This is a genomic window from Nocardia arizonensis (genome assembly GCF_001310275.1).
In the GTDB taxonomy this organism is placed as follows: domain Bacteria; phylum Actinomycetota; class Actinomycetes; order Mycobacteriales; family Mycobacteriaceae; genus Nocardia; species Nocardia arizonensis.
In genome coordinates this window covers 1-25,717 of sequence record NZ_LGYZ01000090.1, presented here as the reverse complement: position 1 = coordinate 25,717, position 25,717 = coordinate 1, and the positions used below count along the sequence as shown (strand labels likewise).

Annotated in this window: 22 protein-coding genes, 1 tRNA gene and 1 pseudogene; 14 read left to right on the top strand and 10 right to left on the bottom strand. The window is 65.1% G+C overall.

The window, feature by feature from the left end; genetic code table 11:
* The first annotated feature begins 2 nt into the window (after nucleotides 1-2).
* The 10 genes from APZ21_RS21985 to APZ21_RS21940 all read left to right on the top strand — a co-directional run bounded on the left by APZ21_RS21985 (nucleotide 3) and on the right by APZ21_RS21940 (nucleotide 10,780).
* Complete coding sequence (locus APZ21_RS21985; RefSeq protein ID WP_054815192.1) at nucleotides 3-233, top strand: ferredoxin; 231 nt, start codon at nucleotides 3-5, stop codon at nucleotides 231-233.
* An 11-nt stretch (nucleotides 234-244) separates the two neighbouring features.
* Complete coding sequence (gene mvk / locus APZ21_RS21980) at nucleotides 245-1,228, top strand: mevalonate kinase (RefSeq protein ID WP_054815191.1); 984 nt, start codon at nucleotides 245-247, stop codon at nucleotides 1,226-1,228.
* A complete protein-coding gene (mvaD, locus tag APZ21_RS21975) occupies nucleotides 1,225-2,226 on the top strand; it encodes a diphosphomevalonate decarboxylase (protein WP_162240372.1) in 1,002 nt (333 codons plus the stop codon). The genes mvk and mvaD overlap by 4 nt, the downstream gene beginning before the upstream one ends.
* Nucleotides 2,216-3,307, top strand: a complete 1,092-nt coding sequence (locus APZ21_RS21970) for a phosphomevalonate kinase (RefSeq protein ID WP_162240371.1) — start codon at nucleotides 2,216-2,218, stop codon at nucleotides 3,305-3,307. The genes mvaD and APZ21_RS21970 overlap by 11 nt, the downstream gene beginning before the upstream one ends.
* Nucleotides 3,304-4,440, top strand: a complete 1,137-nt coding sequence (gene fni / locus APZ21_RS21965; protein ID WP_054815188.1) for a type 2 isopentenyl-diphosphate Delta-isomerase — start codon at nucleotides 3,304-3,306, stop codon at nucleotides 4,438-4,440. Before APZ21_RS21970 ends, fni begins: the two co-directional genes overlap by 4 nt.
* A complete protein-coding gene (locus APZ21_RS21960; protein ID WP_054815187.1) occupies nucleotides 4,437-5,477 on the top strand; it encodes a hydroxymethylglutaryl-CoA reductase in 1,041 nt (346 codons plus the stop codon). Before fni ends, APZ21_RS21960 begins: the two co-directional genes overlap by 4 nt.
* Complete coding sequence (locus APZ21_RS21955; protein WP_054815186.1) at nucleotides 5,470-6,672, top strand: hydroxymethylglutaryl-CoA synthase; 1,203 nt, start codon at nucleotides 5,470-5,472, stop codon at nucleotides 6,670-6,672. Before APZ21_RS21960 ends, APZ21_RS21955 begins: the two co-directional genes overlap by 8 nt.
* A 154-nt stretch (nucleotides 6,673-6,826) precedes the next feature.
* Nucleotides 6,827-9,328 carry a DNA gyrase subunit A gene (gene gyrA / locus APZ21_RS21950; protein WP_054815185.1) on the top strand — a complete coding sequence of 834 codons (2,502 nt, stop codon included), beginning with the start codon at nucleotides 6,827-6,829 and terminating at the stop codon, nucleotides 9,326-9,328.
* A gap of 38 nt (nucleotides 9,329-9,366) precedes the next feature.
* Nucleotides 9,367-10,437, top strand: coding sequence for a DUF3566 domain-containing protein (locus APZ21_RS21945; RefSeq protein ID WP_054815184.1), 1,071 nt, complete (start codon nucleotides 9,367-9,369; stop codon nucleotides 10,435-10,437).
* A gap of 269 nt (nucleotides 10,438-10,706) precedes the next feature.
* Nucleotides 10,707-10,780 (top strand) — tRNA-Ile (locus APZ21_RS21940).
* 1,088 nt (nucleotides 10,781-11,868) lie between these two features.
* On the opposite strand, the gene APZ21_RS21935 is transcribed toward APZ21_RS21940, so the two are convergent.
* The 4 genes and pseudogenes from APZ21_RS21935 to APZ21_RS21925 form a co-directional block, all read right to left on the bottom strand.
* Nucleotides 11,869-12,273: a type II toxin-antitoxin system VapC family toxin gene (locus APZ21_RS21935; protein WP_054815183.1), complete on the bottom strand. Its 405-nt coding sequence runs from the start codon at nucleotides 12,271-12,273 to the stop codon at nucleotides 11,869-11,871.
* Nucleotides 12,270-12,506 carry a FitA-like ribbon-helix-helix domain-containing protein gene (locus APZ21_RS21930; protein WP_054815182.1) on the bottom strand — a complete coding sequence of 79 codons (237 nt, stop codon included), beginning with the start codon at nucleotides 12,504-12,506 and terminating at the stop codon, nucleotides 12,270-12,272. The genes APZ21_RS21935 and APZ21_RS21930 overlap by 4 nt, the downstream gene beginning before the upstream one ends.
* 253 nt (nucleotides 12,507-12,759) lie before the next feature.
* Nucleotides 12,760-12,873 (bottom strand): annotated as a pseudogene (locus tag APZ21_RS35760) (Mu transposase domain-containing protein); the annotation flags it as partial.
* Between the two features lie 60 nt (nucleotides 12,874-12,933).
* Nucleotides 12,934-13,755 (bottom strand): SDR family NAD(P)-dependent oxidoreductase, encoded by an 822-nt coding sequence (locus tag APZ21_RS21925; RefSeq protein WP_054815181.1) that lies wholly within the window; start codon nucleotides 13,753-13,755, stop codon nucleotides 12,934-12,936.
* Between the two features lie 656 nt (nucleotides 13,756-14,411).
* On the opposite strand from APZ21_RS21925, the gene APZ21_RS21920 reads away from it, so the two are divergent.
* From APZ21_RS21920 to APZ21_RS21905, 4 genes are all read left to right on the top strand, one after another.
* Nucleotides 14,412-14,774, top strand: a complete 363-nt coding sequence (locus tag APZ21_RS21920) for a hypothetical protein (RefSeq protein WP_054815180.1) — start codon at nucleotides 14,412-14,414, stop codon at nucleotides 14,772-14,774.
* A gap of 449 nt (nucleotides 14,775-15,223) precedes the next feature.
* The gene (locus APZ21_RS21915; RefSeq protein ID WP_054815179.1) at nucleotides 15,224-15,670 is read left to right on the top strand and encodes a CBS domain-containing protein; all 447 of its coding nucleotides are present in this window, start codon (nucleotides 15,224-15,226) and stop codon (nucleotides 15,668-15,670) included.
* Nucleotides 15,671-15,722: 52 nt separating this feature from the next.
* On the top strand, nucleotides 15,723-17,009 hold the full coding sequence (locus tag APZ21_RS21910; RefSeq protein WP_054815207.1) for an ArsB/NhaD family transporter: 1,287 nt from the start codon (nucleotides 15,723-15,725) through the stop codon (nucleotides 17,007-17,009).
* 386 nt (nucleotides 17,010-17,395) lie between these two features.
* Complete coding sequence (locus APZ21_RS21905; protein WP_082393358.1) at nucleotides 17,396-19,087, top strand: APC family permease; 1,692 nt, start codon at nucleotides 17,396-17,398, stop codon at nucleotides 19,085-19,087.
* A 31-nt stretch (nucleotides 19,088-19,118) separates the two neighbouring features.
* On the opposite strand, the gene APZ21_RS21900 is transcribed toward APZ21_RS21905, so the two are convergent.
* The 6 genes from APZ21_RS21900 to APZ21_RS21875 form a co-directional block, all read right to left on the bottom strand.
* Complete coding sequence (locus APZ21_RS21900) at nucleotides 19,119-19,445, bottom strand: DUF1048 domain-containing protein (RefSeq protein ID WP_054815178.1); 327 nt, start codon at nucleotides 19,443-19,445, stop codon at nucleotides 19,119-19,121.
* Between the two features lies 1 nt (nucleotide 19,446).
* Entirely contained in the window at nucleotides 19,447-19,803 is a 357-nt protein-coding gene (locus APZ21_RS21895; protein WP_054815177.1) for a DUF1048 domain-containing protein, read from the bottom strand.
* Entirely contained in the window at nucleotides 19,800-20,108 is a 309-nt protein-coding gene (locus APZ21_RS21890; protein WP_054815176.1) for a PadR family transcriptional regulator, read from the bottom strand. The genes APZ21_RS21895 and APZ21_RS21890 overlap by 4 nt, the downstream gene beginning before the upstream one ends.
* Nucleotides 20,109-20,436: 328 nt before the next feature.
* A complete protein-coding gene (locus APZ21_RS21885) occupies nucleotides 20,437-21,462 on the bottom strand; it encodes a DUF389 domain-containing protein (RefSeq protein ID WP_239476756.1) in 1,026 nt (341 codons plus the stop codon).
* A gap of 337 nt (nucleotides 21,463-21,799) precedes the next feature.
* Nucleotides 21,800-24,490 (bottom strand): magnesium-translocating P-type ATPase, encoded by a 2,691-nt coding sequence (gene mgtA, locus APZ21_RS21880; RefSeq protein WP_371852326.1) that lies wholly within the window; start codon nucleotides 24,488-24,490, stop codon nucleotides 21,800-21,802.
* A gap of 90 nt (nucleotides 24,491-24,580) precedes the next feature.
* Nucleotides 24,581-25,435 (bottom strand): universal stress protein, encoded by an 855-nt coding sequence (locus APZ21_RS21875; RefSeq protein ID WP_054815174.1) that lies wholly within the window; start codon nucleotides 25,433-25,435, stop codon nucleotides 24,581-24,583.
* Nucleotides 25,436-25,717: the final 282 nt, after the last annotated feature.

Here is a 25,717-nt window from a genome sequence, read left to right as displayed (position 1 = left end):
CGATGGAAACCAACGCACAACAAATCGAGGTCACCCGCGAGCGCTGTATCGGTTCGGGCCTGTGTCTGATCAGGGCGGCGGACTTCTTCAGCGTCGACGACGCGGGGTACGTGGTCGCGGATTTCGCGACGATCGAAGCCGCCGACGACGCGGATTCGATCGAGCTGATCAGGGATGCGGTGGAGTCGTGTCCCTCGGGCGCGATCGCCTACCGGCGACGAACCGATCGATAGGGCATCCGGCGATGAGCATCAGCACGTGGGGCGCCACCGACCGGCACGGTGCCGCCCCGCGATCGGCTACGCGTCGGCCCGTCGGCGCGAAGGCGATCGTCATCGGTGAACATGCCGTGCTGTACGGGGCCGCGATAGCTGGAGTCCATATCGGCGCGGTGGGCACTCTGGCGACCGTCGGTACCGAGTCCGAACTCGGTCCGCCGTCCGACGAGACCGTGCGAATCGGGGTCGACGCATCCGACGAGCCGATCGCGGTGGTGGCGCGAAGCACCCTGGACGCCATCGGTCGCGGCGAAATGTCCGCGGGATCGCACATCGAAGTGCGTTCCACCGTCCCGATGGGACGGGGACTGGGCAGCAGCGCGTCGGTGTTCGTGGCAGTCGTCGACGCCGTGCTGGACCATTGCGGCGTCGCGCGTGGTACGGCCGAGCGCATACGGCTGGCGCAAGTGGGCGAGCGAATCGCGCACGGCACCTCTAGCGGGTTCGATGTGGAATGCGTCGCGCGCGGCGACGGCATGTACGGCGGCACCGGAAAGGTTCGGCGGCGCATCGGCCATCCCGAGGACTGGGTTTTCGTGATCGGAGACTCCGGTACCTTCGGCTCGACCCGGGCGGCCATCGCGAAGGTCGCGGATCTGATGCGTCACAGCGAATCCCATCGTCGCGAGATGCGGAGGATCCGGGCGGCCGCGGACGATGCCGTGGCCGATCTCGAGTCATCGAGTCCGAGCATGGCCGCGGTCGGCTCGGCGATGCTCGAATGTCACCAGCGGCTGGCGCGGTTCGACATCAGCACGCCCGCGTTGGATCGGATGGTCGAATCGGCGGCCGCGAGCGGCGCGGCCGGGGCGAAATTGTCCGGCGCCGGTCTGGGTGGGTGTGTCATCGCGCTCGCCCGCACGGATCGGACCTCCGCGGTGGAGCAAGCGCTCCGAGGATGTGGAGCCGAGCACGTGTGGACCGTAACGGCATCGGAGGTCGCCGCGTGACATCGCCGTCGACCTGGAGTCAGGCCACCGCCTATCCCAATATCGCGCTGGTGAAGTATTGGGGGAAACGCGATCCCGCGAACGGACTGGCCACGACTGACAGCCTGTCGCTCACCGTCGGCATTCACCCCGCGGTGACCAGGGTGCGGATTCTGTCGGATGGATCCGACGCCGATGTCGTTCGGGTCAATGGCGAGCGCGCGCCGGACGCGTTCGCCAGTCGCGTTCGCGATTTCCTCGACATCGTCAGAGCGCGCGGCGGCCGATCCGAGCGATGCGAGGTCGACACCGTCAACGGCGGGCCGATCGGAGCGGGATTGGCCTCCTCCGCAAGCGGTTTCGCCGCACTGGCGGGCGCGTCGAGCATGGCATACGGCCTCGCCACTGACCCACGCTCGTTGTCATTGCTGGCGCGACGCGGGTCGGGCTCCGCGTGCCGATCGATCTACGGTGGCTTCTCGACGTGGCGGGTCGGCACCGCGTCGAATTCCGCGGGTGAACCGGTGTCGAGTCCGTTGACCGACGATGTCGCGATGGTTGTCGTCACGGTATCGGCGAAGGCGAAGGAGATCGGCAGCAGCGAAGGAATGCGGCTCACCACGGAGACGTCGCCGTTCTACGACGCCTGGGTGGCGTCCTCGGTTCGGGACTTCGCGACCTCGCTCGACGCGCTGGAGGCGGGCGATATCCACGCCTTGGGCGCGGTGGCCGAGGCGAACGCGTTTCGTATGCACGCCGTGATGTTGTCGGCGCAGCCGCCGATCCGGTATCTGACCGACGACACCTTCGCGGTGATATCCGCGGTCCGCAAGGCGCGGGCCGCCGGTCTCGCCGCCTACGCCACCATGGACGCCGGACCGAATGTCAAGGTGCTGACCTGCGCGGGCGACGTGGAGGATGTCGCGAGAGCACTCAAGGGCGCTGTCGCCGGAATCGACGTTCAGACCTGCTTCGCCGGTCCCGCCATCGCGGTGCAGGAGGACGGCGATGTCTACTGAGACGAGCCGGGCCGCGGGCAAGCTGATGATCGCGGGCGAGTACCTCGTGGTCTCACCCGGCGAGGAGTCGATCGTCGCGGGCACCGATTGGGGGGTCCGGGTCGCCGCGAAGCCGCCCGACGAATCGCCCGGGCGGTTGCGAATCGATGCCTGCGGGGGGAATTCGTCGTTCGCCGTCGCGGATACGCGCGCCCTCGTCGAGAGAGCGCGGTGGTCGAGTCTGAGCGCACCCGCCGACCGACTCGAGGCGAGCGTATCGGTTGTGGCCGCGTATGCCGCCGAGGGCGGGCACGGCTTCGACGAGGGCGTATTCGCCGAGATAGACAGCGAACTCTACGATGTGGAGACCGAACGGAAGTACGGGCTCGGCAGTTCGGCCGCGGTCACGGTCGCGGTGGTGCGTTACCTGTTGACGGCCGCCGGTGTGGCCGCGGACCAGGCAGCGGTATGCAAGATCGCGCTGATAGCCAACCTGTTGGTCGCACGATCCGGCTCGGGTGCCGATATTGTGGCCTCCTGTTACGGCGGCTGGATTCGCTACACCTCGTTCGACCGACGGTGGCTGCGCGATCGGCTCATGTCAGGATCGGCGTTGCACGACATCGTGTCCGCCGAGTGGCCAGGCCTTCGCATCGATCCGCTCCCCGCCAGCCGCGACATCGACGTCGCGGTCGGCTGGACCGGGATGCCCGCGGACTCGGCCGTGCTGGCTCCCTCCGGCCTCGACATGCCGCCGTCGACAGCGGACCTTGTTCGCGAGTCCGTCGTCCGTATGGCGGACGGGCTGCGGACAGGTGCGATCACCAGCATCGGGCGAGCCACCGAACTCGCTCGCCTGGCCTACGCGGAACTCGACCGGCAGGCCCACGGCCGGATCGTGACCGCCGACATCGCCCGTGGCCTGGCGGCATGCGACAGCTCGGGCATTCCCGCCAAGATCTCCGGGGCAGGTGGCGGCGACTGCATCATCGCGTTCCCCCGCGGCGGCGATCAGCGGGCGCGGCTGCGCTCGGCTTGGGCCGACCGCGGCATTCGGTATCTGCCCGTCGCGGTCGGACACGAGAGGACGGTGATGTCATGACTGCCGAAGTCCCGGTCGTCAGTGCACGCAGCCGGCGCAAGGACGAACACTTGGACGCGGCGATGGCCACGCGGCCGCCCGAGGATGAACCCACGACCTTCGATGACGTCTCGTTCGTTCATGGCGCGCTGCCGTCGATCGGTGTCGATGACGTTCGCCTCGGCCAGGTGATGTTCGCCAGACCGCTGGCGCATCCGCTGTACGTCAACGCGATGACCGGCGGAACGGAACGCTCCCGGAAGGTGAACGCGGACCTCGCGGCGGTTGCCCGCGACGCGGACCTGCCGATCGCGAGCGGTTCGATGGCCACGATCTTCCGAGACGCGGACGCCGCCGGAAGCTTCGAAATCCTCCGCAAGGTCAACCCACGCGGAATCGTGTTCGCCAATATCAACGCCAACTGCACGGCGGACCAGGCGCTGTACGCGGTCGACCTGCTGGCGGCCGACGCACTTCAGGTGCACGTCAACGCCGCTCAGGAACTCGGGATGGACGAGGGTGACCGGAGCTTCGGCGAATGGCGGCCCAATATCGAGAGCATCTGCCGTCGGCTCGAGATCCCGGTGATCGTGAAGGAAGTCGGCTTCGGAATCTCCTGGAACTCGGCGCGGGTGCTGATCGATCTCGGTGTGTCGGCGATCGATGTCTCCGGCAGGGGCGGCACCAACTTCGCCAGGATCGAGCGCTATCGGCGCGGCGGGATGGCGGGACGCGGCTTCCTCGATGACTGGGGGCAGTCCACGCCCGAAGCGCTCATCGAGATTCGGGATCTCTGCGAGACGGCGGGCGTCGTGCTGCTCGGCTCCGGCGGTGTCCGCAGCAGTCTGGATGTCGTCCGGTGCCTGCGGCTCGGAGCCCGCGCGGTCGGCGTCTCGGGCGCATTTCTGTCGCTGCTGCTGCATGAAGGCGCGGACCGGCTGTCGGAAGTCATCGCCGAATGGAAGTACGAAATCACGGCGTTGTTCGCGCTACTCAACTGCTCGACGGTCGACGACCTGCGCGAGACCGAGATCTGCGTGACCGGCGGACTGCGTGAGCGGCTGCTGGCCAGGGGCATTCCGATCCCCCAGCAGGGCACACACCGGATCACGACTGAGGTTGGCCGGAAAATCGACGGACTGGAGACACGATGACCGATCTGATCACCCCCCTCCCCACGAGCTGGGTCGGGCCCATACGGATCTCGGGAAGTGACTACTGTGCCGAGACCAAGGTGCCGCTGGCGACCTACGAGTCGCCGCTGTGGCCGTCGGTCGGTCGGGGTGCTCGAGTGACGCGCCTGGTCGATGAGGGTGTCGCGGTAACGGTGGTGCGTGAGAGCATGACCCGATCTGTCGCCCTGGCCACCGATACCGCGGCCGAAGGTCACCGGATCTCCGAGTGGATCCACGCCGAGCTGGACAAATTGCGGATCGTGGCGAGTTCGACAAGTCGATATTTGCGCCTGGAGGAGGCGTACACCGAGGTCGCCGGCAATCTCGTCTTCGTCCGGTTCTCCTTCACGACCGGCTCCGCGGCGGGCCACAATATGGCCACCCTCGCGGCGGAGAGGCTTCTCCGTTTCCTCCTGGACGAGTTTCCCTACGCGGACTACGGCTCGATTTCGGGTAATATGTGCACGGATAAGAAGAATTCGTCGATCAATGGAATACTCGGCCGTGGACGCTCCTGCGTCGCCGACATATTGATCCCCCGGGATATCGTGCGATCGCAGCTGCGGACCACTGCGGCGGAATTTGTCTCCTTGAATGTGCGGAAAAATCTCGTCGGCTCGATACTGGCGGGCGGCGTTCGTACCGCCAACGCGCACTATGCCAACATGATCGCCGCGTTCTACCTGGCAACAGGACAGGATGTCGCGAATATCGTCGAGGGTTCGCAAGGGGTCACGTACTGCGAAGACCGAAACGGCGACCTGTATTTCTCCTGTCAACTGCCCAATTTGATCATCGGAAGTGTCGGCACCGGGAAGAATCTGCCGACTGTCGCGGAAAATATGCGTGGCATGGGCATCGACGCCACCGGCGACGAGGCCGCGTCACGCAAATTGGCCGCGATATGCGCCGCCACGGTGCTGTGCGGAGAGCTGTCCTTGTTGGCGGCTCAAACGAATATCGGGGAATTGATGGAATCTCACGTGAAGATCGAAAGGGGAAGGCAGCATGGGTGACGGAGGATATATCCCGGTAGGAATCGACAGCATCAGAAACGCGACCGGGTCGTGTGTTCTGTCGTTGGACGATCTCGCCGACGCGCGTGACATACCTCGGGCGAAGTTCTCGAGCGGGCTCGGACAGGACGAGATGAGTGTGCTCGCTCCGCACGAGGACGTGATCACCATGGCGGCCGAGGCATGCCGGTCGGTACTGGAGGCCGGGCTGCGCTATCCGCTCCGCACGCTCATCTTCGCCACGGAATCTGGAGTCGACCAGTCCAAGGCGGGTGCGGTCTTCCTGCACCGGCTTCTCGGGCTCGATCCGAGGGTGCGGGCGCTCGAGGTGAAGCAGGCATGCTACGGGGCCACCGGCGCGCTGATCCTGGCGGCCGCGTTGTGTCGGGCCAATCCCACCGAGAGCGTGCTCGTGGTCGCCTCGGACAACGCACGGTACGAACTGCTCTCCGGTGGGGAGCCGACGCAGGGCGCGGGCGCCGTCGCGATGCTCGTCACGTCGAATCCTCGTGTTCTGGAACTGGATCCGGTCTCGGGGCTGCACACCAGTGATGTCGATGACTTCTGGCGTCCGAACTATCGATCGACCGCCGTCGTCGACGGCAAGCTCTCCGTCGACGCGTACCTGGACGCGGTGCGGCAGTGCTGGCGGGACTACACCCAGCGCGGTGGCTTCCCGCTCGGTGAGATCGAGCGGATCTGCTTCCACCAGCCGTTCACGAAAATGGCGCGGAAGGCGTATACGGCGCTCGTCGCCGAGGCGGGCGACGGCGACGACACGTTCCGGCGTCTGAACGACACCCTCGATTACAACCGGCGAATCGGCAACAGCTACACCGCGTCGGTGTATTTCGCTCTCGCGAACGTGCTGGAACAAGGAACGCTGCGAGACGGCGATCGGGTGGGTCTGTTCAGCTACGGCTCCGGGTGCGTGGCCGAGTTCACCTCCGGCCGCGTGGTCGACATCGACTCGCCGGGCATAGACCGCTCCAAGACCATCGAGAATCTCGAACGGCGCACGCCGATCACCGTCGCGGACTACGAGTTGATCCACAAACAACTCGGTGAGACCGAGGAGGTGCTCGGGGCCGTCAACGTCCGCCCGCGCGGCACCGCGTCGGTGAGAGTCGGCGCGGGCGGGTTCCGGTACCTCGGTACCTACGATCACGTTCGCAGGTACGAGAAGGTGCGCTAGGAGCGCCGTCCATCGCGCGCCGATTCGTAGCCGGGTGGTCGGATCGGCGCGCGCGGAGTGGGCCTGCGCTTGTTGTACCTGGTGAGTAGGTACACTAGCGGGCTGCGGGAGTAACTCGGCCTGGATCGGCGCCCGCGCATGTTCGCTCCGGACTGTGAATGAGGTTGACTTGACTTCTCCGCCCGACCACGTTGAATCAGTTTCTCTCGAGATGGAGATGCGGAGAAGCTACATCGATTACTCGATGAGCGTCATCGTTGGCCGTGCGCTGCCGGACGTCCGCGATGGGCTGAAGCCCGTTCATCGTCGAATCCTGTACGCGATGCTCGACAACGGATACCGCCCGGACCGGGCACATGTGAAGTCCGCCAAGCCCGTCGCGGATACGATGGGCAACTACCATCCCCACAACGACGCCGCGATCTACGACGCCTTGGTGCGGATGGCGCAGCCGTGGTCGCTGCGGTATCCGCTGGTGGACGGACAGGGCAATTTCGGTTCGCGCGGGAACGACGGGCCCGCCGCGATGCGCTACACCGAGGCGCGGCTCACGCCGCTCGCCTTGGAGATGCTGCGCGACATCAACGAGGACACCGTCGACATGGTGCCCAACTACGACGGCAAGGCACGGGAACCCGCCGTGCTGCCGTCGCGGGTACCGAACCTCCTGATGAACGGTTCGAGCGGGATCGCGGTCGGAATGGCCACGAACATCCCGCCGCACAACCTCGGCGAAGTGGCCGACGCGATCTACTGGTCGCTCGAGAATCACGACGCCGACGAGGAGACAACCCTCGCCGCGTGCATGGAGCGGATCAAGGGCCCCGACTTCCCTACGGCGGGTCTGATCGTCGGAACCCAAGGCATACGCGATGCCTACATGACCGGGCGCGGTTCTGTCCGCATGCGCGGCGTCGTCGAGATCGAGGAAGACGCCAAGGGGCGCACCACGATCGTCATCACCGAACTGCCGTATCAGGTCAATACCGACAACTTCATCAACTCCATCGCGGAGCAGGTGAAAGACGGCAAGATCGCGGGCATCTCGGACATCCACGACGAGAGTTCCGACCGTGTCGGCATGCGGATCGTCGTCACGATCAAGCGTGACGCGGTCGCGAAGGTCGTGCTGAACAACCTCTACAAACACAGCCAGCTGCAAACCAGTTTCGGCGCGAACATGCTGTCGATCGTCGATGGGGTGCCGCGCACGTTGCGGCTGGACCAGATGATCCGCTACTACGTGACGCATCAAATCGACGTCATCGTTCGCCGTACCCGCTATCGGCTGCAGAAGGCCGAGGAACGGGCGCATATCCTGCGCGGCCTGGTCAAGGCACTGGACGCGCTCGACGAGGTCATCGCGTTGATCCGGCGCTCCGCCACCACCGACACCGCGCGGACCGGCCTGATGGAACTGCTCGACATCGACGAGGTCCAGGCGACCGCCATCCTCGACATGCAGTTGCGTCGCCTTTCGGCGTTGGAACGGCAGAAGATCATCGATGATCTGGCCAAGATCGAACTCGAGATCGCCGACTACAAGGACATCCTGGACAAGCCGGAGCGGCAGCGCGCGATCGTCCGCGACGAGTTGGCCGAGATCGTCGAGAAGTACGGCGACGACCGCAGGACCAAGATCATCGCCGCGGACGGCGACGTCGCCGACGAGGATCTGATCGCTCGCGAGGATGTCGTCGTCACCATCACCGCGACGGGCTACGCCAAACGCACCAAGACCGATCTCTATCGCAGCCAGAAGCGCGGCGGCAAGGGCGTGCAAGGCGCCGGTCTCAAGCAAGACGACCTGGTGAAGCACTTCTTCATCACCTCAACCCACGACTGGCTGCTGTTCTTCACCAATCTCGGCCGCGTCTACCGGGTGAAGGCGTACGAACTGCCGGAGGCGGCTCGCACGGCACGCGGTCAGCACGTCGCGAATCTGCTCGCCTTCCAGCCGGAGGAGAAGATCGCGCAGGTCATCCGTATCCAGTCGTACGAGGACGCGCCCTATCTGGTGCTGGCCACGCGCACCGGACTCGTCAAGAAGTCCAGACTGACCGATTTCGATTCCAATCGGTCCGGCGGCATCGTGGCGGTGAATCTGCGCGACGATGACGAATTGGTCGGCGCCGCACTGTGTTCCTCCGACGATGATCTGCTGCTGGTCTCGGCGCACGGTCAGTCGATCCGGTTCGCGGCCAACGACGAGGTGCTGCGTCCGATGGGTCGGGCCACCTCCGGTGTCCAGGGCATGCGCTTCAACACCGATGACGAACTGCTGTCGCTGAACGTGGTGCGTGAGGGCACGTATCTGCTGGTCGCGACGGCGGGCGGCTACGCGAAACGCACCGATATCGCGGAGTACACCGCCCAAGGCCGCGGTGGTAAAGGTGTATTGACGATTCAATACGATCCCAAGCGTGGCAGTCTGGTAGGCGCGCTCATCGTCGACAACGATGACGAGCTCTACGCTATAACTTCCGGGGGCGGCGTCATCCGTACCGCTGCCAATCAGGTCCGCAAGGCCGGTCGCCAGACCAAGGGGGTCCGGTTGATGAACCTGGGCGAGGGCGATACCTTGCTTGCGATCGCGCGCAACGCCGACGAGCCCGAACTCGTCGGCGGCGACGACTCCGGTTCCCCGGACCTTTAACCACCAGCGGCGGCAAAGAATGGATCTGAGGATTCCCATTGACCACTCCGAATCAGCCGAATGACGAGCGGCAGCACACGAACGGTGTGACCGAGCGGATCGCACCGTCCCCGATTCCGCCGCGGCCGATCCCACGGCCGGTCTCCTCGGCCGAGAATGGGCAGCCGGGTTCGGGACAACCCGGCCAGGCGCCGCAGGGGGCGGCGCCCCAGAGTGGCCAGCCGCACGAGAACTCCGGCAACCAGGGCGCCCCGAGGCCGCCGGAGCAGCAATCCGCGGGCGCGCCGGAAGGTTTCGACCAGGCCACCGTGCGCATGGGCAACAACCAGGGTGAGCCGCCCAAGCCGCCCGAGGGCGGTGACATGCCCCAGCAGCAGGGCGGTTCGCCATACCAGGACGGCGGCTGGGCGCAGCTGCCGCAGCGGGAGCCGCAGTCGAACCTGTACCGGCCAGGTCAGGCGCCGGTCACCGGACGTCCGACGGGCAACGCCGGTCTCAACGGCGGCGTCACCAATGCCCGCACGACCGCCGACCTCGCCGCCAAGGCCGCCCGCAAGGAGGCCGCGATGGTGAAGTCCGTCGGAATCGACGGGCCCACCCGCAGCATCGCGCGCCCCGAACTCATCAAGGACATGCCCGATCTGTCCGAGATCCGGCATCCGCTCCCGCCGATGGACAACACCGGTCACAGCGCACCGCCGCCGATCTCGCCCGCGGTGCCGGTCGCGGTCGCCGCGGCCGTCGCGGGTGAGCCACTGCGCGCCACCGTGCAGATCCGCCGCATCGACCCCTGGTCGACGCTGAAGATCTCGCTGGTGATCAGCGTGGCCCTGTTCTTCGTATGGATGCTGGCCGTCGGCCTGCTCTACATCGTCCTCGAAGGCATGGGCGTGTGGGAGCGCCTGAACAACACCTTCACCGACATGGTGTCCCAGGACAGCGGTTCGGCGGGCCTCATAGACGCGGGCACGGTCTTCGGCTACGCGGGCGTCGTCGGCCTCATCAACGTCGTACTGTTCACCGCCCTCGGCACCGTGGGCACCTTCATCTACAACCAGTGCTGCGACCTCGTCGGCGGTATCCAGGTCACCCTGGCCGACCCCGACTAGGTCACGATCCCCGCACGAAGGCCGGCGTCCCGCTGTGGGCGCCGGCCTTCGTCGTTGTACGTCCGGCCCGCACCCTACGATGGTTGCGCGACTGACCGGTTCTTGCGGAAGGGCATCCGGCCGGATTGCCGACGCCGAAGCACGGGGATTCCGGTCATACAGCGCCTCTACCAGCCGTTTTGGTCGATCCCATGGAGGTCGGGTAATCTTTCCCCTCGGCGGGTTCGAGTCGGAATCTTGGATTGGTTGACATGTTTCCCGCAGAATACGGGCCTATAGCTCAGGCGGTTAGAGCGCTTCGCTGATAACGAAGAGGTCGGAGGTTCAAGTCCTCCTAGGCCCACCCATTCATTCTCGCTATAACTCCAGTATGAGGCGGTTTTCCGTCCGTAGACATCTGAGAAGAAGCGGACATTTTGAGGATCGATAATAACCACAGCGGTACTTCTTTGTAGTTTCGTTGAAAGAAAAGTTGTGAAGGTTCTCTGCCCCGTAGTTGCGGGGATGTCAGGCCAGATCCCTCTGAGATCAGCCACACAGCCTGGCTTCCCTGCTCTCCGCGGATTTCGGTGAACTCGGCCAGGTGTAGCAGGTTCGGGCGCCAGAGCTTGTCCTGGAACGCGGCTTCGGCGACCGTGCTGACGCCGCCGCAGACCAGCGCGGTCAGTACGTCGAAGAACAAATGGAGCGCGGGATGTCGAGGTTGTCGTAGTCACCGTCGCGTGGCACGGTGGTGGCGACCATGCTGGGAAAATTCTGAGCCCAGCGGCCAAACGCCGGGCCGTGGACATGTCCCAGTGACCGGCGGGGTAGGAGCCGTGCTGTCGGTAGTAGCGTCCGGCGTCGGTGAGAGATGTCTGCCATGTGCCGTCCTTTGTCGAAATGGTGAGCAGGCGGCGCCATTCCAGCGCCTTCGCTGTGGTCTTGTATGTGTGCCCGGTCATCACGCCGTCCGGGCAGCCGTCGCTCACCCACTCCAGCAGGTCGAACTGAATCTGGTTGATCGGTTCTGCTCGCGCCATGGACAGTCAGCGTGGCAGCGATCGAGCCGGTTCGAAGCGTTTTCGTGGTCCTGTTTTCTTCTGGAATTGGTCAATTACACGGGCAGCAGCGCGACCCGGTTATACCGCTCGAATCGAATCGCTGACTTCATATGACTTCGCCCGGACGGGCCGTTGACCGACCGACTCGCCATGGAGAGTTGGGTCTATGTGCGGTGGCTCGCCGGGCTGGCACGCTTCCACCTTCGTGACGGTGACGCATTCGTGGGGTCGGTGCGGCGGGTTTGCGTTCTCGCTCGGCCCGGACATCTGGATGCCTGTGCTCGAACTGGAAGTCCACCTTCGAACTGTTGGGATCGCCGATGATTCGGTGATATTGGCTGGATCGCAAGACACACGAGGGACTTGTTCCATCGGTACACACCCGCAGTCAGAGCAGGGTGACGCGGATGCCCGGATTGGCCTGTTCGGCCGCTTTGGCGAGCCGGGCATCGAAAGTGATGAGCGGAGCATCGTACAGGGCAGCGACCGACAAGTAGGCTGCGTCGTACATGGAGACGTTGTGGCGCATCGCCCAGACCGCATGCAGCAGCGCAGCATCGGTTCCCACGTAGACGACCTGCATCGCCGCGAGCGCTCGGAACGCGGAATCGCTGGCGTCGGCGGTCAAGTGGTCAACCAGTACGGCTTTGCGGAGGGTGCGCAGTACCTCCAAAGGCATGTGCGCGGGAGCGATCCAGTTGTCGTCGGCGAGCATCGCTGCTCTTGCGGTGTCGCCCTGCGCCGTGGGGCTGGACAAAGCCATGACCATGACGTTCGCGTCGACGACGATCACTCGTCGTCCTTGCGTCCGCCACGTATCTCCTCGACGACATCCTGCGCGTCCATGTCGAGTCCGCGGTGCCCGACCAGGCTCTCGAGTAGATGCTTGTTTCGTTCGGCACGCAACTCTCGTTCCAGCAGAGCGCGCAGGTATACCTGGGTGGACTGGCCCCGGGCCGCAGCGCGTGCGGCGATAGCATCTCGCACTTCCTCGGGGACGTCCTTGATCTGGATCGCAACGGCCATGTGGGCAGTTTACATGCGCATGTCATGCGCATGTAAACTGCCATCTCGGCGCGAAATGCTTCTGTAGCTTGGTCCTCCTACTCCCTTCGGTAACCGAATCGTGCCTTGACAGATGGTTGGTGATCGTCGTGCCTTCGTCTGTCGGGTGTGGTGTTGCGGTGACCGCGCGCTGGTGACCGCTCAGCTTTGGTCGGGGCCGCTGCGGTGGTGTTGTGCGGGGCGTTAGTACCAAGGCCGCGCAGTTGGTTCCCTCGACGCGGCTGTCAACTCTGGTCCGGACCCGATCCAGATCGGCGACGATCTCGATCCGGCGCCCGATCACCGCCGGGTGCACCGAGTAGTCGTTGGAATCCAGACGAATGTAGTGACGGTTTTGGGGATGACACGGTCATCGCTAATTCCACTCGAGTCGGCTGCTTTTCGATGGTCAAGCGGTGGGGTTCTGCTGGTTGGTCCAGGCGGCCAGCCGGGCTCGGGCACGTGAATTGCTCACCAGCGCAGCTGTTTGCGCTGGTTGGGTGCCTTCGTGGTACCCACCGTTGACGACAGGGGCGCCGGGGGCGCTGTATATCGCCAGCAGATCGGCGGCGTTGTCCACTGGTGTGCCCGCGTGACCGCGGAGCTGGGGAATGTCGATTTCGAAGTCGCCGGGGTGGACGCTCACCGCGGTCAGGCATTCGGGACCGGTCTCGGCGAGTGTCCGGGTGAACATGGTCAGCGCCAGTTTGGATTGCGCGTAGACCGCCAGTGGCGTGTAGATGCCGCGTTTGCGATCCAGATCGGAGTAGTCCACGGTGCCTCCCCGATGCAGTGGAGACGACACGGTCACCACTCTGCCTCGCGCCGCCGCGACCGCGGGCACCAGCGCCATGATCAAGCGCTGCGGTGCGAGATAGTTGACCTGCAGGGTCGTCTCGTAGCCGTCCTCGGTTTGTGAGCGGCGCTGGCTGGCCGGAATCGAGGCGGCATTGATCAGCGCGTGCAGGCACGGCACTGTCGCGGCCAGCGTGACCGCGAGTTCGTCCACCTCGGAGAGCTTCGTGAAGTCCGCGTGCACGAAGTGCAGCCTCTGGGGCGGAATGCCCGCGTAAACCAGCGCTTCGAATGCTTCCTCGGCACCGTCTTTGTCCTGTGCGTGCAGGATCACGGCGGCACCGTCGGCGCCGAGCCGTCGCGCGGTCGCATGGCCGAGACGGGTATCGGCGCCGGTCACCATGGTTACCCGGGACGCGGACAGAAATTCGGACATAGCTCTCCTATCGAGTGAGCGTGGGGCCGCCGTCGACTGACGGCAAGCGGATCGATCCGCAGCAGTGATCCCCGATCAGGGGGAGTGGGCGGGGCATCGGGATACGCACGACAGCAATGGCTTTTGTGCACACGAAGGTCCCAGTGGCAACGCCGAACAGGGCGGAAAGGCGGAGGGTCTCAAGCCGGACTGGGCGGCTCGTCCTCGATTCCGAAACCGAAAAGCTCCAGCGACGACGGCAATTCGTACTCGCCGCGAACCCGAGCGGGGCCAGACGGCGTGCGCGGAAGCGGCGCGACGTCCGGGATTTCGGTCATAGTCCGATGAGAAACCCTTGCGGTGGCGTGGGCAAGATTTCGCACAGCGGATTGACGAATCATTTGCGCCTGCTGCGGTCCGGATCGTCGTCGTGGTCTCGAGTTCGCATATGTTCTGCGGGAATCGGCGCGGCTAGCTACACGTACCGAAAGCGACCGCTCTTCACCAGCCGGCCGTGCGACTACCGCGCCTGTGTCCCGGCAACTGTGGCAGTGCCGGGCGTGGAGGCAGTATTCAGGCCCAGGCGATGCATTGATTTCGTCAAAACCATCGGTAGGCGGCGTGGATTGTCGTCAGGAATAGCCCGCGCTCGGCTGGGGGCCGTATAGCGTCCGGCCATGGTTGAGTGGCAGACCCCAGGGGTGGTTGGCATGAGCCGATACGATGATCTCGAGACCCTACGCGAGCTGGTCGAGCACCGCCACGTGGTGGAGATCCTCGACGTTTTGTCCCACCGTACGCACACCCTCGCGGAGTTGCGCAGCGCTATCGGTGGCCGGTGGACGCTGCCGCACGCGGTCCGTGTAGTAGCCGCACGCGGACTCGTCGTCGCCGAGTTGCCAGGCAGTTGGGACGATGCTTTGTCGCAGGCCGGGCGGTTGATCCTGACCGAGCGTGGCCGCCGAACCGTCGATGCCCTGTCCAGCCTGACTGTCTGGACGGCACTCTACGAGCAATCGGCACTGGACCCGGACAGCTGACCCCTTGGCGGGGTAAAACCGCTGTGATCCGCGGCGGTGCGAATCCGGCCTGGGCTCAGCCGACGCGTCGACTCCACGACGGCACTGCCCCCGGGCAACCTTCCGCTGGCCGGTAGAACACACTGTCGTGTGGCTGCACGCCTGATAGACGCCTGCGAACCTGGTACGAACATAGATCAAACGCTGCGGCGATCAACTGTGATCGACCCTGCTCTGTGCTACGGAGCAGGACGAAGCAACTCAGGCGCTATGGGCCGGACCGGTCCAGAGTTGCCCCGCGGGCGTTACTTACGGCATCTTTACTCTGGAGCGCCGGGAAGTCTGGTCGGCATGTGGTCCGGGACTCGGGTCACACCCACCAACCTGGGAGTTTGTGGTGACGGGCAAGTACTCGAGCTTGACGAACTTCGCGCGGGCGATCACACCGTCCCGGGTCGTATCCTGCAGGTGTGCGTGCTGCTCAAATGGCCGAGGAATACCCGGTGGTCAGTCTGGACACCGACGCGCTGGACGCTGCTCGGCTGCTGGCCGAGCATCGGTTGCCCGGGATCGTGGTGACCGACGGCCAAGGGGCCCCGCAAGCCGTCTTGCCCGCCTCCCAGGTGGTGCGCTTCATCGTCCCGAAATACGTGCAGGACGATCCGTCCTTGGCCGGCGTGCTCACGGAATCGATGTGCGATCGGATCGCGGACAAGCTGCGTGGCAAGAAGGTCCGCGACGTCATCCCCGAACGGCTCAGCAAGGTGCCCGCGGCCCGGTCCGACGACACGATCGTCGAGGTCGCCGCGGTCATGGCCCGGTTCCGCTGCCCGCTCATCGCCGTGCTGAAGGGCGACGAACTCGTCGGAGTGATCACCGCATCCCGGCTATTGGCCGCCGCCCTGCAAGACGGCTGACCCGCGACGGGATCATGAGCGCCACGTCGACCGCTCGTGTGTGGTGGACATCGTGACGGTCGTCGCGGTCTCGGTCTTCCTCGTCGCCTACGCCCTCATCGCCACCGAACGCATCCACAAGACCAAGGCCGCCCTCGGCGGCGCCGCGATCCTGCTCGCCTTCGGAGTCATCGGATCCGAAGACGCTTTCTACTCCCATGAGGTCGGCATCGACTGGGATGTCATCTTCTTGCTGCTGGGGATGATGATCATCGTCGGTGTTCTGCGCCAGACCGGTGTGTTCGAATACACCGCGATCTGGGCGACCAAACGCGCCAGAGGATCCCCGGTACGAGTAATGGTTCTGATGGTCCTCATGACGGCCCTCGCGTCGGCCATGCTCGACAATGTCACCACCGTGTTGCTCATCGCGCCGGTGACGCTGCTGGTGTGCGACCGGCTCGCGATCAACCCGGTTCCCTTTCTCATCGCCGAGGTTCTCGCATCCAACATCGGCGGCGCCGCCACCCTCATCGGCGACCCGCCGAACATCATCGTCGGCAGCCGGGCCGGGCTGTCGTTCAACACCTTCCTGATCCACATGGCACCGATCGTGCTCATCGCGCTCGCGGTATTCACGCTGCTGCTTCCGCGCCTTTTCCGCGGTAGTTTCGACGTGGACCCCGCCCGCGCGGCCGACGCCATGACCCTCAACGAACGCGAAGCCATCAGCGATCCCAGGTTGCTGGTCAAATGCACGATCGTGCTCGCCGCCGTACTGGCCGGGTTCGTCGGACACTCGCTGTTCCACATCGCGCCATCGGTGGTGGCCATGCTCGGCGCCGGTGTGTTGGTCCTGATCTCCGGCGTCCCGCAGCGCGATTACCTGTCCGCGGTGGAATGGGAGACCTTGCTGTTCTTCGCGGGCTTGTTCGTGATTATCGGCGCTCTGGTGAAAACCGGGGTGATCGAGCGACTCGCCGAACTGGCCACCGACGTCACCGGCGGTAACGTGCTGCTGGCGACGATGCTCATCCTCGTTGTCTCGGCGTTGCTATCCGGCCTCATCGACAACATCCCCTATGTCGCGACCATGAGCCCCCTGGTCGCCGACCTCGTCGCGAGCATGGACGATCCTCGAGCCGGTGCGTTGTGGTGGGCGTTGGTTCTGGGCGCGGACTTCGGCGGGAACCTCACTGCCGTCGGCGCCAGCGCCAACGTCGTGATGCTCGGCATCGCCCGCAGCGCCGGCAATCCGATCAGCTTCTGGGAATTCACCCGCAAAGGCATCGTCGTCACCGCTGTCACTATCGCGGTCGCCGCACCATATCTCTGGCTGCGCTACTTCGCGCTCCATTGACCTGCCATGAGGCAGTCGCTAACACGCCGATACCGGCCATTTGTGGATAGTCTTCTCGGTCGTAGCCGCAGTGTGGTGATATCGATCAATGACTAAGGGAAATGATAAAATCGACCAGAAGAGCGTAAGCAGGTCATAAAAGCATGCTCGCGCGCTGAAACCGTATCTCGGGCTGCTGATGTAGGCTCTGCGAGTGGGTATTGTCACTGCTGCCGTCAAGGTTGCATAAACAGTCATTCCATTCCCACGTCTGCCGTTCGAGACTCGTTGCTGTGAGTACCGTCGTAACGCGCACGGTTCCCCCGCCGCGCGGAAAATCGAAAAACGTTTCGCCGTCCGTCGGCCTGACCGTGTCCACCGGACTGGCCGGTCTTTCGCTGGATGCGATGGCTTCGGTCTCCTATGGACCCGAGGCGATCGTGCTGGTGTTGGCCACCGCCGGAGCCGCGGGACTTGGCATGGCTCTGCCGGTGACGCTGGCCATCGCCGCGCTGCTGGCGGTGCTCGTCGCATCTTATCGGCAAGTCATCACGGCGTTCCCGAACGGTGGTGGCGCGTACGCGGTGGCGAAACGTCACCTCGGCCGACGCGCAAGCCTGGTCGCCGCGGCGTCGCTGATCGTGGACTACGTGCTCAACGTCGCGGTATCGATCGCCGCCGGGGTCGCGGCACTCACCTCGGCGTTTCCAGTTCTGCACGGGTCGACGCTATGGATCTGCCTGGCCGTACTCGTCGGCATCACGGTGTTGAATCTGTTCGGGATCGTGCACAGCGCACGAGCGTTCATGGCACCGACCATCGTGTTCGTGGCCGGCATCTTCGCTGTGATCCTCGGCGGGCTGCTTCGCTCCGAGCCTGCCGTACTCGACTCCGGTTCTGAGATGGTCGGAAACATGCAGACGGTCGGGGTACTGCTGCTGCTCAAGGCGTTCTCCAGTGGCTGCGCGGCGCTGACGGGCGTGGAAGCGATCGCGAACGCGGTGCCGAGTTTCGCCGCGCCACGTGTTCAGCGGGCCCGGCGCGCGGAAGTGGCACTGGGCGGGCTACTGGGCACGATGCTCATCGGCCTCGCGGTGCTGATCGAGAAATTCCAGATCCGCCCGATCGAGGGCACCACTGTGCTGTCCCAGCTCACCGCGGCCGTACTGGGTCACGGAATCGGCTACTACGCTGTGCAATTCGCTACAGTCATCCTGCTGGCGCTGGCCGCGAACACCTCATACGGCGGTCTGCCGCCCCTGACCAGGCTCCTGGCCGACGACAACTGCCTCCCACACCGCTTCGCCGTGCACTCCCCGCGATTGGTCTACCGATACGGCGTCTCGGCACTGGGGTTGAGCGCGGGCGTGCTGCTGATCGGCGCGAACGGGAACATGAACGCGCTGGTGCCCCTGTTTGCGATCGGCGTGTTCGTCGGCTTCACCATCGCTCAGGCCGGGATGGTCCGGCACTGGTGGCTCAATCGCGATCATGGGTGGCGTAAACGATTGGCACTCAATGGGTTCGGCACCCTACTCACCGCGGCTGCCGCTGTTGTCACCGCCGCCATGAAGTTCACCGCAGGCGCCTGGCTGATCGTACTGGTGCTGCCTGCCCTGGTGCTGGGCATGCAGCGCATCCGCTCTACCTACACTCGCATCGATGACCGCCGCCGCGCGGATGCGGTGCCACCACCACCGCGACCCCGCGACGCCGTGGTCGTCGTACCGGTGTCGGAAGTCTCCGAGCTGAGTAGCGAGGCACTCTCCGCGGCGATGTCCATCGGGACCGACATCGTCGCCGTCCACGTGTGCCTACCTGGTGAGTCGGTGACAGCTTTCACCAAAGCGTGGGAGGTGTGGCATCCCGACGTTCGATTGGTGCTGTTGGAAGCGCGCGACGCGACCGTCGGCGGGCCCGTCGCACGCTACCTCGACAATTCTTTCGCCGACCGCAGGAAGATTGTGGTGATCGCGGAGATCGACCCGCCGGCGGGCTGGGCTCGGGTCCTGCCGAGCCACCGCAGCGACGAACTCGAACGGCAATTACGCCGCAGGAGCGATACCGTTGTCTGCCACCTCCGTATTCAACTCGCGTGATAACCGGTCGATGTCCAGTCGTCCCCGGCGGTCATTTCCTTTTCTTGCCGAGGTCTGTGCTGATGGATTCCCGATAGATATCGGCGTGGGTTCGCGAGTCCTTCACCAGCTCATCGCAGAAAGCTGCGACATCGTCGCCGATGAGTTCCAGAACTCCTTTGCCGGCCGCGATCCCTTCCTCGAAGAAATCGAGCATGCTCGAGAGCAGGCTCCCATCGACCAGTTCGACCGGCCCGATCTTGAAAAAGTACTTCTGGCTCTCCTCGTAGACGATCTTGTAGTCGGGAGGAAGCGCCCTGACCCGCGCCATGTGCGCCCGCCATTCCCGCTTGCCTTCGATGATGTCGCGAATGCCCACGTCATGCTCCTAGCCGGCCCAGTTTTCGTGCCACGTTCTTGTTCAACTGTTCGCGCCATTTGTCGCGAAAGCTCTTTGCCCCTTCTTCGCCGGCGATCGCCGCGCAGAATCCTTCGATATCGTCACCCAACGCTTCGTGAACACTCTGTCCCTCCGCTGCTGCTACCTCGAGAAAGCCCAGGACGCCATCGAGGATCGGCATCAAATTGCGCCCTGTGATGTCGGAGTAGAACGAGAGGTGGGTATTGATCTGCGCCCACGCCGCTCGATACTCGGCCGGAAGAGTCTCGGCTCGAGCTTCGAAAGCCTTGTATTCCTTGGTCAGATCGCTTCCCGTGATCGTCTCCCAGAATTTCATCGTTCAGTTCCCTTGAGTTGATTGATGCGCGAGGAGATGTACTCCCATTTCGACCAGAACGTCGCGAGCTCTTCACGCCCGGCGTCGTTGAGTGCGAAGAACTTGCGAGGCGGGCCGACTTCGGACGGTCGTCTCGAAACGTCGACCAGCCTGTTCTTCTCCAATCGCACCAGGATGGCGTAAACCGTTCCTTCGACGACGTCGGAGAAACCGAGTTCGTTCAGTCGACGCGTGATGGCGTACCCGTATGTCTCCTCGGTGCCGATGATCTCGAGGACACAGCCTTCGAGCGTGCCTTTCAGCATCTCCGTCAAGTTGTCCGTGGCGGCCTCCTTCGATCTTGACCACTATTAAGTAGCGCCGAGTACCGCTAGACTGTAACGCTGAGTAGTGGTCGAGTGCAAGCCTTGGGGAACCACTAATAAGTTTTGCTATGTAGTGGCCTCCTTGTTCGAGGCATCGTCCACGGACCTATCCCTCGGCGCAGAACCTCTACTCATCTAAGTACCGACGGTTCGGGGCCGACTGTCACTGGAACGATGGCGCCGCTCGCTGTTGGTGCGGGCGATTCTTGCGTATTCCGTCAAGGACGAAGATCCTGCGCGATCTCTACGGGACCGACCACATGGCTGTCTACAGCATCCGACGCGGCGTGCTCATCGCTTTGGCACGCCGCACCGATACTCGCGACCACACCGCCTGCTGCACCGCGACAGTCGCCCAACCCGCGAGTGCCATTCCTGACAGGTTCACCACTAGTTGCAGGGCGCTGCCCCAGACCGCCGACCCGACGCCGAAAACAGCGCCGAGTGCGATATTGCCCGCGGCAGGCACGGTGGTGACAGAGATGAAAACGCCGGCCAGCCCTCCGGCCTTGGCGGAGGTCAGCGCCAGCACTCCGGCGGCGGCAGCGACGACGGCGACGATGAACGACCACTTGTCGGGGGTGTAGATGAAGGCTGTCCCGGGGCGGGGGCCGGTGACGTCTTCCACGGTGATCCAACCCAGCCCGCGCCCGAGCAACGCCAGGGTGAAGGTGACGGCGATCGCGGTGGCGAAACCCAGCAGCAGCGTGCGGACAGCGAGCCCGAACAGGGCGAACCGGCGACGTACCAGAGCGACTCCGAGTGCGGCGATGGCTCCGAACTCCGGCCCGAGGACCATCGCCCCGATTACCAGGATCTGACTATCCAACACGATCGCGATCGCGGCGATCACGGTGGCTAAGGTCATGAAACTGAGATAGGTCCAGTTCAGCTCGGTTTCCTCATACGAGCGCTGGGCCACATCAGCCCATACCACCGCGTCTGCGCTGCTGCCAGGGGTACGCACCTCGCAATCGAATCCGCTGCGCGACAGCCAGGTACGCACCGGCTCGATCTCGATGGTGCCCACCCGGTGCAGCCCGATCGCACGCAAACGCTGGATCACGTCGTTGGCCGCCTCGCGCGCCACCTCCGCCACCAGCATGTCCCCCTTGGGCCGCAGCGCGGCGCCGCGCATCACCGCCAGGCCACTGACGGCATCGTCCTGTTCGAGGATTCGGATCACGTCATCGGTCATCTCGCTCGGAGCCAGCATCTGCAGTCGCAACACCCCGATAGTGTGCCGCGTCTTTCCGGTGGCATCGGCACCATTCGTCTCAACGATCTGTCTCAACGATCGACTCGACCGCACCAGGACGTCACCCCAGCGGCCAGTGGATCTACCCGGTGGACCGGTTGCACGCCGTCACGGGCATCTTGCCGAGGGTGATCGGACGCCTGACCGCACGGGTACCTCGCCGACAAGTTCGCGCGATGGCGACTGCCCGAATACTCGACGTTCAGGTCGTAGCGCCGTGCCGAACGCGCAGAATGTCGCGGCGGCCGGTCGCGCTGCGAAGTCTTGGACGATCTGCATGGCGGCGAACGCTCGGAACGCGGCGTCGGTGTCGCCGGCGGTCAAGCGATTACCCAGCACGTGGCCGCACAGCCTCTCGAGGTCGAATGGGATCTCACGCTGACGATCGTGCGGTCCTGGTCGGGGTTCGTAACGCATTTCCGGGTCCGGGGCTTCGGTGCTGGGCGAGGGCGCGGATGGTGGTGAACCGGGCGGCACGGCGTTGTGTTCGGTGCCCGGTCGTTCGGGGGCGGTACGCGGTGACGGTGGGCGGAGTGCGGAAGAACACGTATTTGCCGGCTTCGACCAGTACGAGGTATGTGGCGATCATGGCGGTGAGGGCGAGGAAGAAGGTGCCTGGCAGGGGAGTCAGTCCGAGGCTGGGCGCGAGGGGTGTCACCGGCAGCAGTGCCCCGGTCGCGATGGCGGCCAGCGCCGCGCTCAAGAGCGGCACGCTGGGGCGGCTGCGCAGGAACGGGATGCGACGGGTGCGGATCACGAACAGCACCAGGATCTGGGTGGAGAGGGATTCGATGAACCACCCGGTGTGGAACAGGGCTTCCCCGGCATCGAAAACCCAGAGCATCACCCCGAAGGTGGCGAAGTCGAACAGCGAACTGATCGGTCCGAAGACGAGCATGTACCGCTGGATCATCCCGATGTCCCAGCGCGACGGGCGGGCGAGTTGTTCGGGGTCGACGGTGTCGGTGGGGATGGCGAGCTGGCTCGAGTCGTAGAGCAGGTTGTTGAGTAGGATCTGCGACGGGAGCATCGGCAGGAACGGCAGGAACGCGGAAGCGCCCGCGGCGCTGATCATGTTGCCGAAATTGCTCGAGGTGCCCATCAACACGTATTTCATGGTGTTGGCGAAGATTCGCCGTCCTTGTCCGACGCCCTCGGCCAGCACCCGCAGATCCTTCGCCAGCAGTATGACGTCGGCGGCGTTCTTGGCGACATCGGTGGCGGTGTCGACCGAGATGCCGACATCGGCGGCGTGTAGGGCGAGCGCGTCATTGACGCCGTCGCCGAGGTAGGCGACATCGACACCGAGCCGTCGCTGCGCGCGGACGATGCGCGCCTTCTGCTCCGGGCTCACTCGCGCGAACACCGTTGTGGTGGCGAGCTTTTCGGTGAGCTGCTCGTCATCGAGACGGTCGATGTCGGTTCCGGTCATCGCGGCGCCCGGCGGCAATCCGAGTTCGGCGCACACCGTGGCGGCCACGACCGGATTGTCACCGGTGATGACCTTGACCGTCACACCGAGACCGGCCAGGCGGTCCAGCGCCGCGCGCGCGGTGGCCTTGGGCGGGTCGAGAAACACCAGGAAACCGAGCAGACGCAGGTGCTGCTCGTCGCCTGGCCCCAGCGAATGCTGCTTGGCGGCCGGGCGGGTGGCGACCGCGATCACACGATGGCCCGCGGCGAATTCCTCCTCGACCACCGTCCGGGCTCGCGCCGGAACCTCGGTGCAGCGCGCCAGTACGGCCTCGGGCGCACCCTTGGTAATGATGATCGGCGCGCCGTCGGGGCCGGTGGCAAGCACCGACACCAGACGACGGCGATGGTCGAACGGCAGTACGGCGAGCCGTTCGTACCGGCCTGCGCTGTCCGTGGGTGCCGCGGGCGACTCCCACAGCGCGGTGTCGAGCGCGTCCGCGCCGACGACCCGATCACCCTGCACGACCGCGTCCGTGCACACCAGTCCCAGCAAAGCCGTGGTGTCGCCGGCGGATCCGTCCGCGCCGACGGACCGCATGAATTCGATGCGGCCCTCGGTCAACGTACCGGTCTTGTCGGTGAACAGCACCTCGATATCCCCCAGGTCCTCGATGCATACCAGCCGCTTGACCAGCACCTTCTGCTGTGCGAGTAGCCGCGAGCCCGCGGCCAGGCTGGTCGACACGACCGCGGGCAGCAGTTGCGGCGAGATCCCCACTGCGATAGCGAGGCAGAACATCAGCGCATCCAGGATCGGGCGATCCAGCGCGAGGTTCACGACGAAGATCCCGGCGGTCAACACCGCGGCCACGCGCACCAGCAGCAGCGAGAACCGGCGCAACCCGATCTGAAACTCGGTGTCGGGGTGCCGTTGTCCCAGCCCGAGGGCGATCCGGCCGAATTCGGTCGCCCCGCCGATGGCCACGACGACACCGCGAGCCCGTCCCGCGCTGACCACCGTCCCCATCAACGCGCAGCACGTGATTTCGGCCGCCGGGCTACCAGCGGGCACCGGCTCGGTCGATTTCACCACCGGGACCGATTCACCGGTCAGCACGGATTCATCGCACTGGAGCCCGGTCACCGACAGCAGCCGCACGTCAGCGGGCACCAGCTCACCGGCCCGCAACTCGACGATGTCGCCGGGCACCAGGTCGACCAGATCGACCGGCCGCGCCGCGCCGTCGCGCACCACTACCGCCCGGCGGTGGATTCGTTCGTGCAACGCCTCGGCGGCGCGTTCGGCGCGAAACTCGTTGAACGCCCCCAACCCCACCGACACCGCGACGATCACCCCTATCACCACGGCATCGCTGCGCTGCCCCAGGAAGAACGACGCGACCGCCGTCACCACCAGTAGCAGCAACAACGGAGACCGCAGCTGCCGCACCAGCACCCCGGACAGGCGCGCGCGATGGGATCGCACGGCGTTCGGGCCGTATCGCCGCGACCTGCGCGTGGCCTGCGCACCGGTCAATCCGGCGGAACCTGTCTCGAGTGCGTCGAGCACCGCTCCGGCCGGCAGCGCGGCCGCGGTGGATATGCCGAGCGGGCTCGACATCGACATCGCTCGCGGTTGCGACGACAAGACGTTCTCCATTTCGGCGAGCTTCACAGGCTCCGGCGCCGAGCACGAGAGGCCAACGACCCTTCCTCGGTCAGCCTGTCCTCGACCCCGTCATTGTCGACACGGGGCGATGAGAACCGGGACGCGGCTGCCTTGCAGCACCGCGTGACTGACGGAACCGAGCGTCGCGCCCGTGACTCCGCCACGCCCACGGCTGCCGAGCACGACAAGCTGCGCGTGCCGGGACGCCTCGAGCAGCCGCTGCGCCGGGCGGCCTTCGATGACGATTCGATCCACGCGGACGTGCGGATACTTGCCGGCGAAGTCCGCCAGGCTTTCCTCGAGCATCGTCTCGGCCCGCTCCGGCGTCGCGCGAGGTGCGCCGTTGCGGTCAGACCACGCCGTCGCCGCCACAAGTCCCACGTTCCGGCTCGCCGCCTCGTCGAAGGCGACACCCACCGCCCGAGCGCTACAGCGCGACCCGTCCACGCCCACCAGTACCGGAACATGAGCCGAAGGCGGCGTCGTTTCGACGGCAGCCGGAATGACGGCCACCGGGCAATCGGCGTGCTTCATCAGGCCGACGCCGACCGATCCGAACAGCACACGCTCCAACGGGTCAAGACCTCGAGCACCGATGACGAGCAACTGGGCTGCCGACGACCGGGCGGACAACGCCGCGACCGGTGACGGCATATCGAGAAACGTCTCGACCTCGACGTTCGTCGGGAAGCCGCCCACGATGCGTCGCCCCTCCTCTAGCGCGGACTCTCCGATCTTGCGGAACGCACTGATGTCGAACAACAAGGAGCCGATCAAGGGCACCGCGTGGACCGGAACGCCGATGGCGTGCACAAGGTGTAGCGGCGCCGTACGGCGCGCGGCGATCGCCGCGGCCCAGCGAATGGCGGCAAGCGACGCGGGCGAACCGTCGACACCGACGACGAGGGGACGACGCGCGGTCACAGAACTGCGGCCTTTCGGATCGGACTGGCTATCGATGTGGTCGGACGTGGCGATGCTAGCTCGATTGTGGCGCCGTCGCCCTCGCCCTACTCCTTCCGATACGGGTCAGCCGGGCAGGTCGTTGACCGACGGGGCCTCGTCGCGGGAGAGGGTTATGCCGAGGTTGGCCGCGGTTCGATCGATTTCGTCGTCGCCGTGTTGGAGTTCGATGGCCGAACCCGCGGCGAGGACTTCGACGTTGAGGCACAGCGACTGGAGTTCTTTCAACAACACCTTGAACGA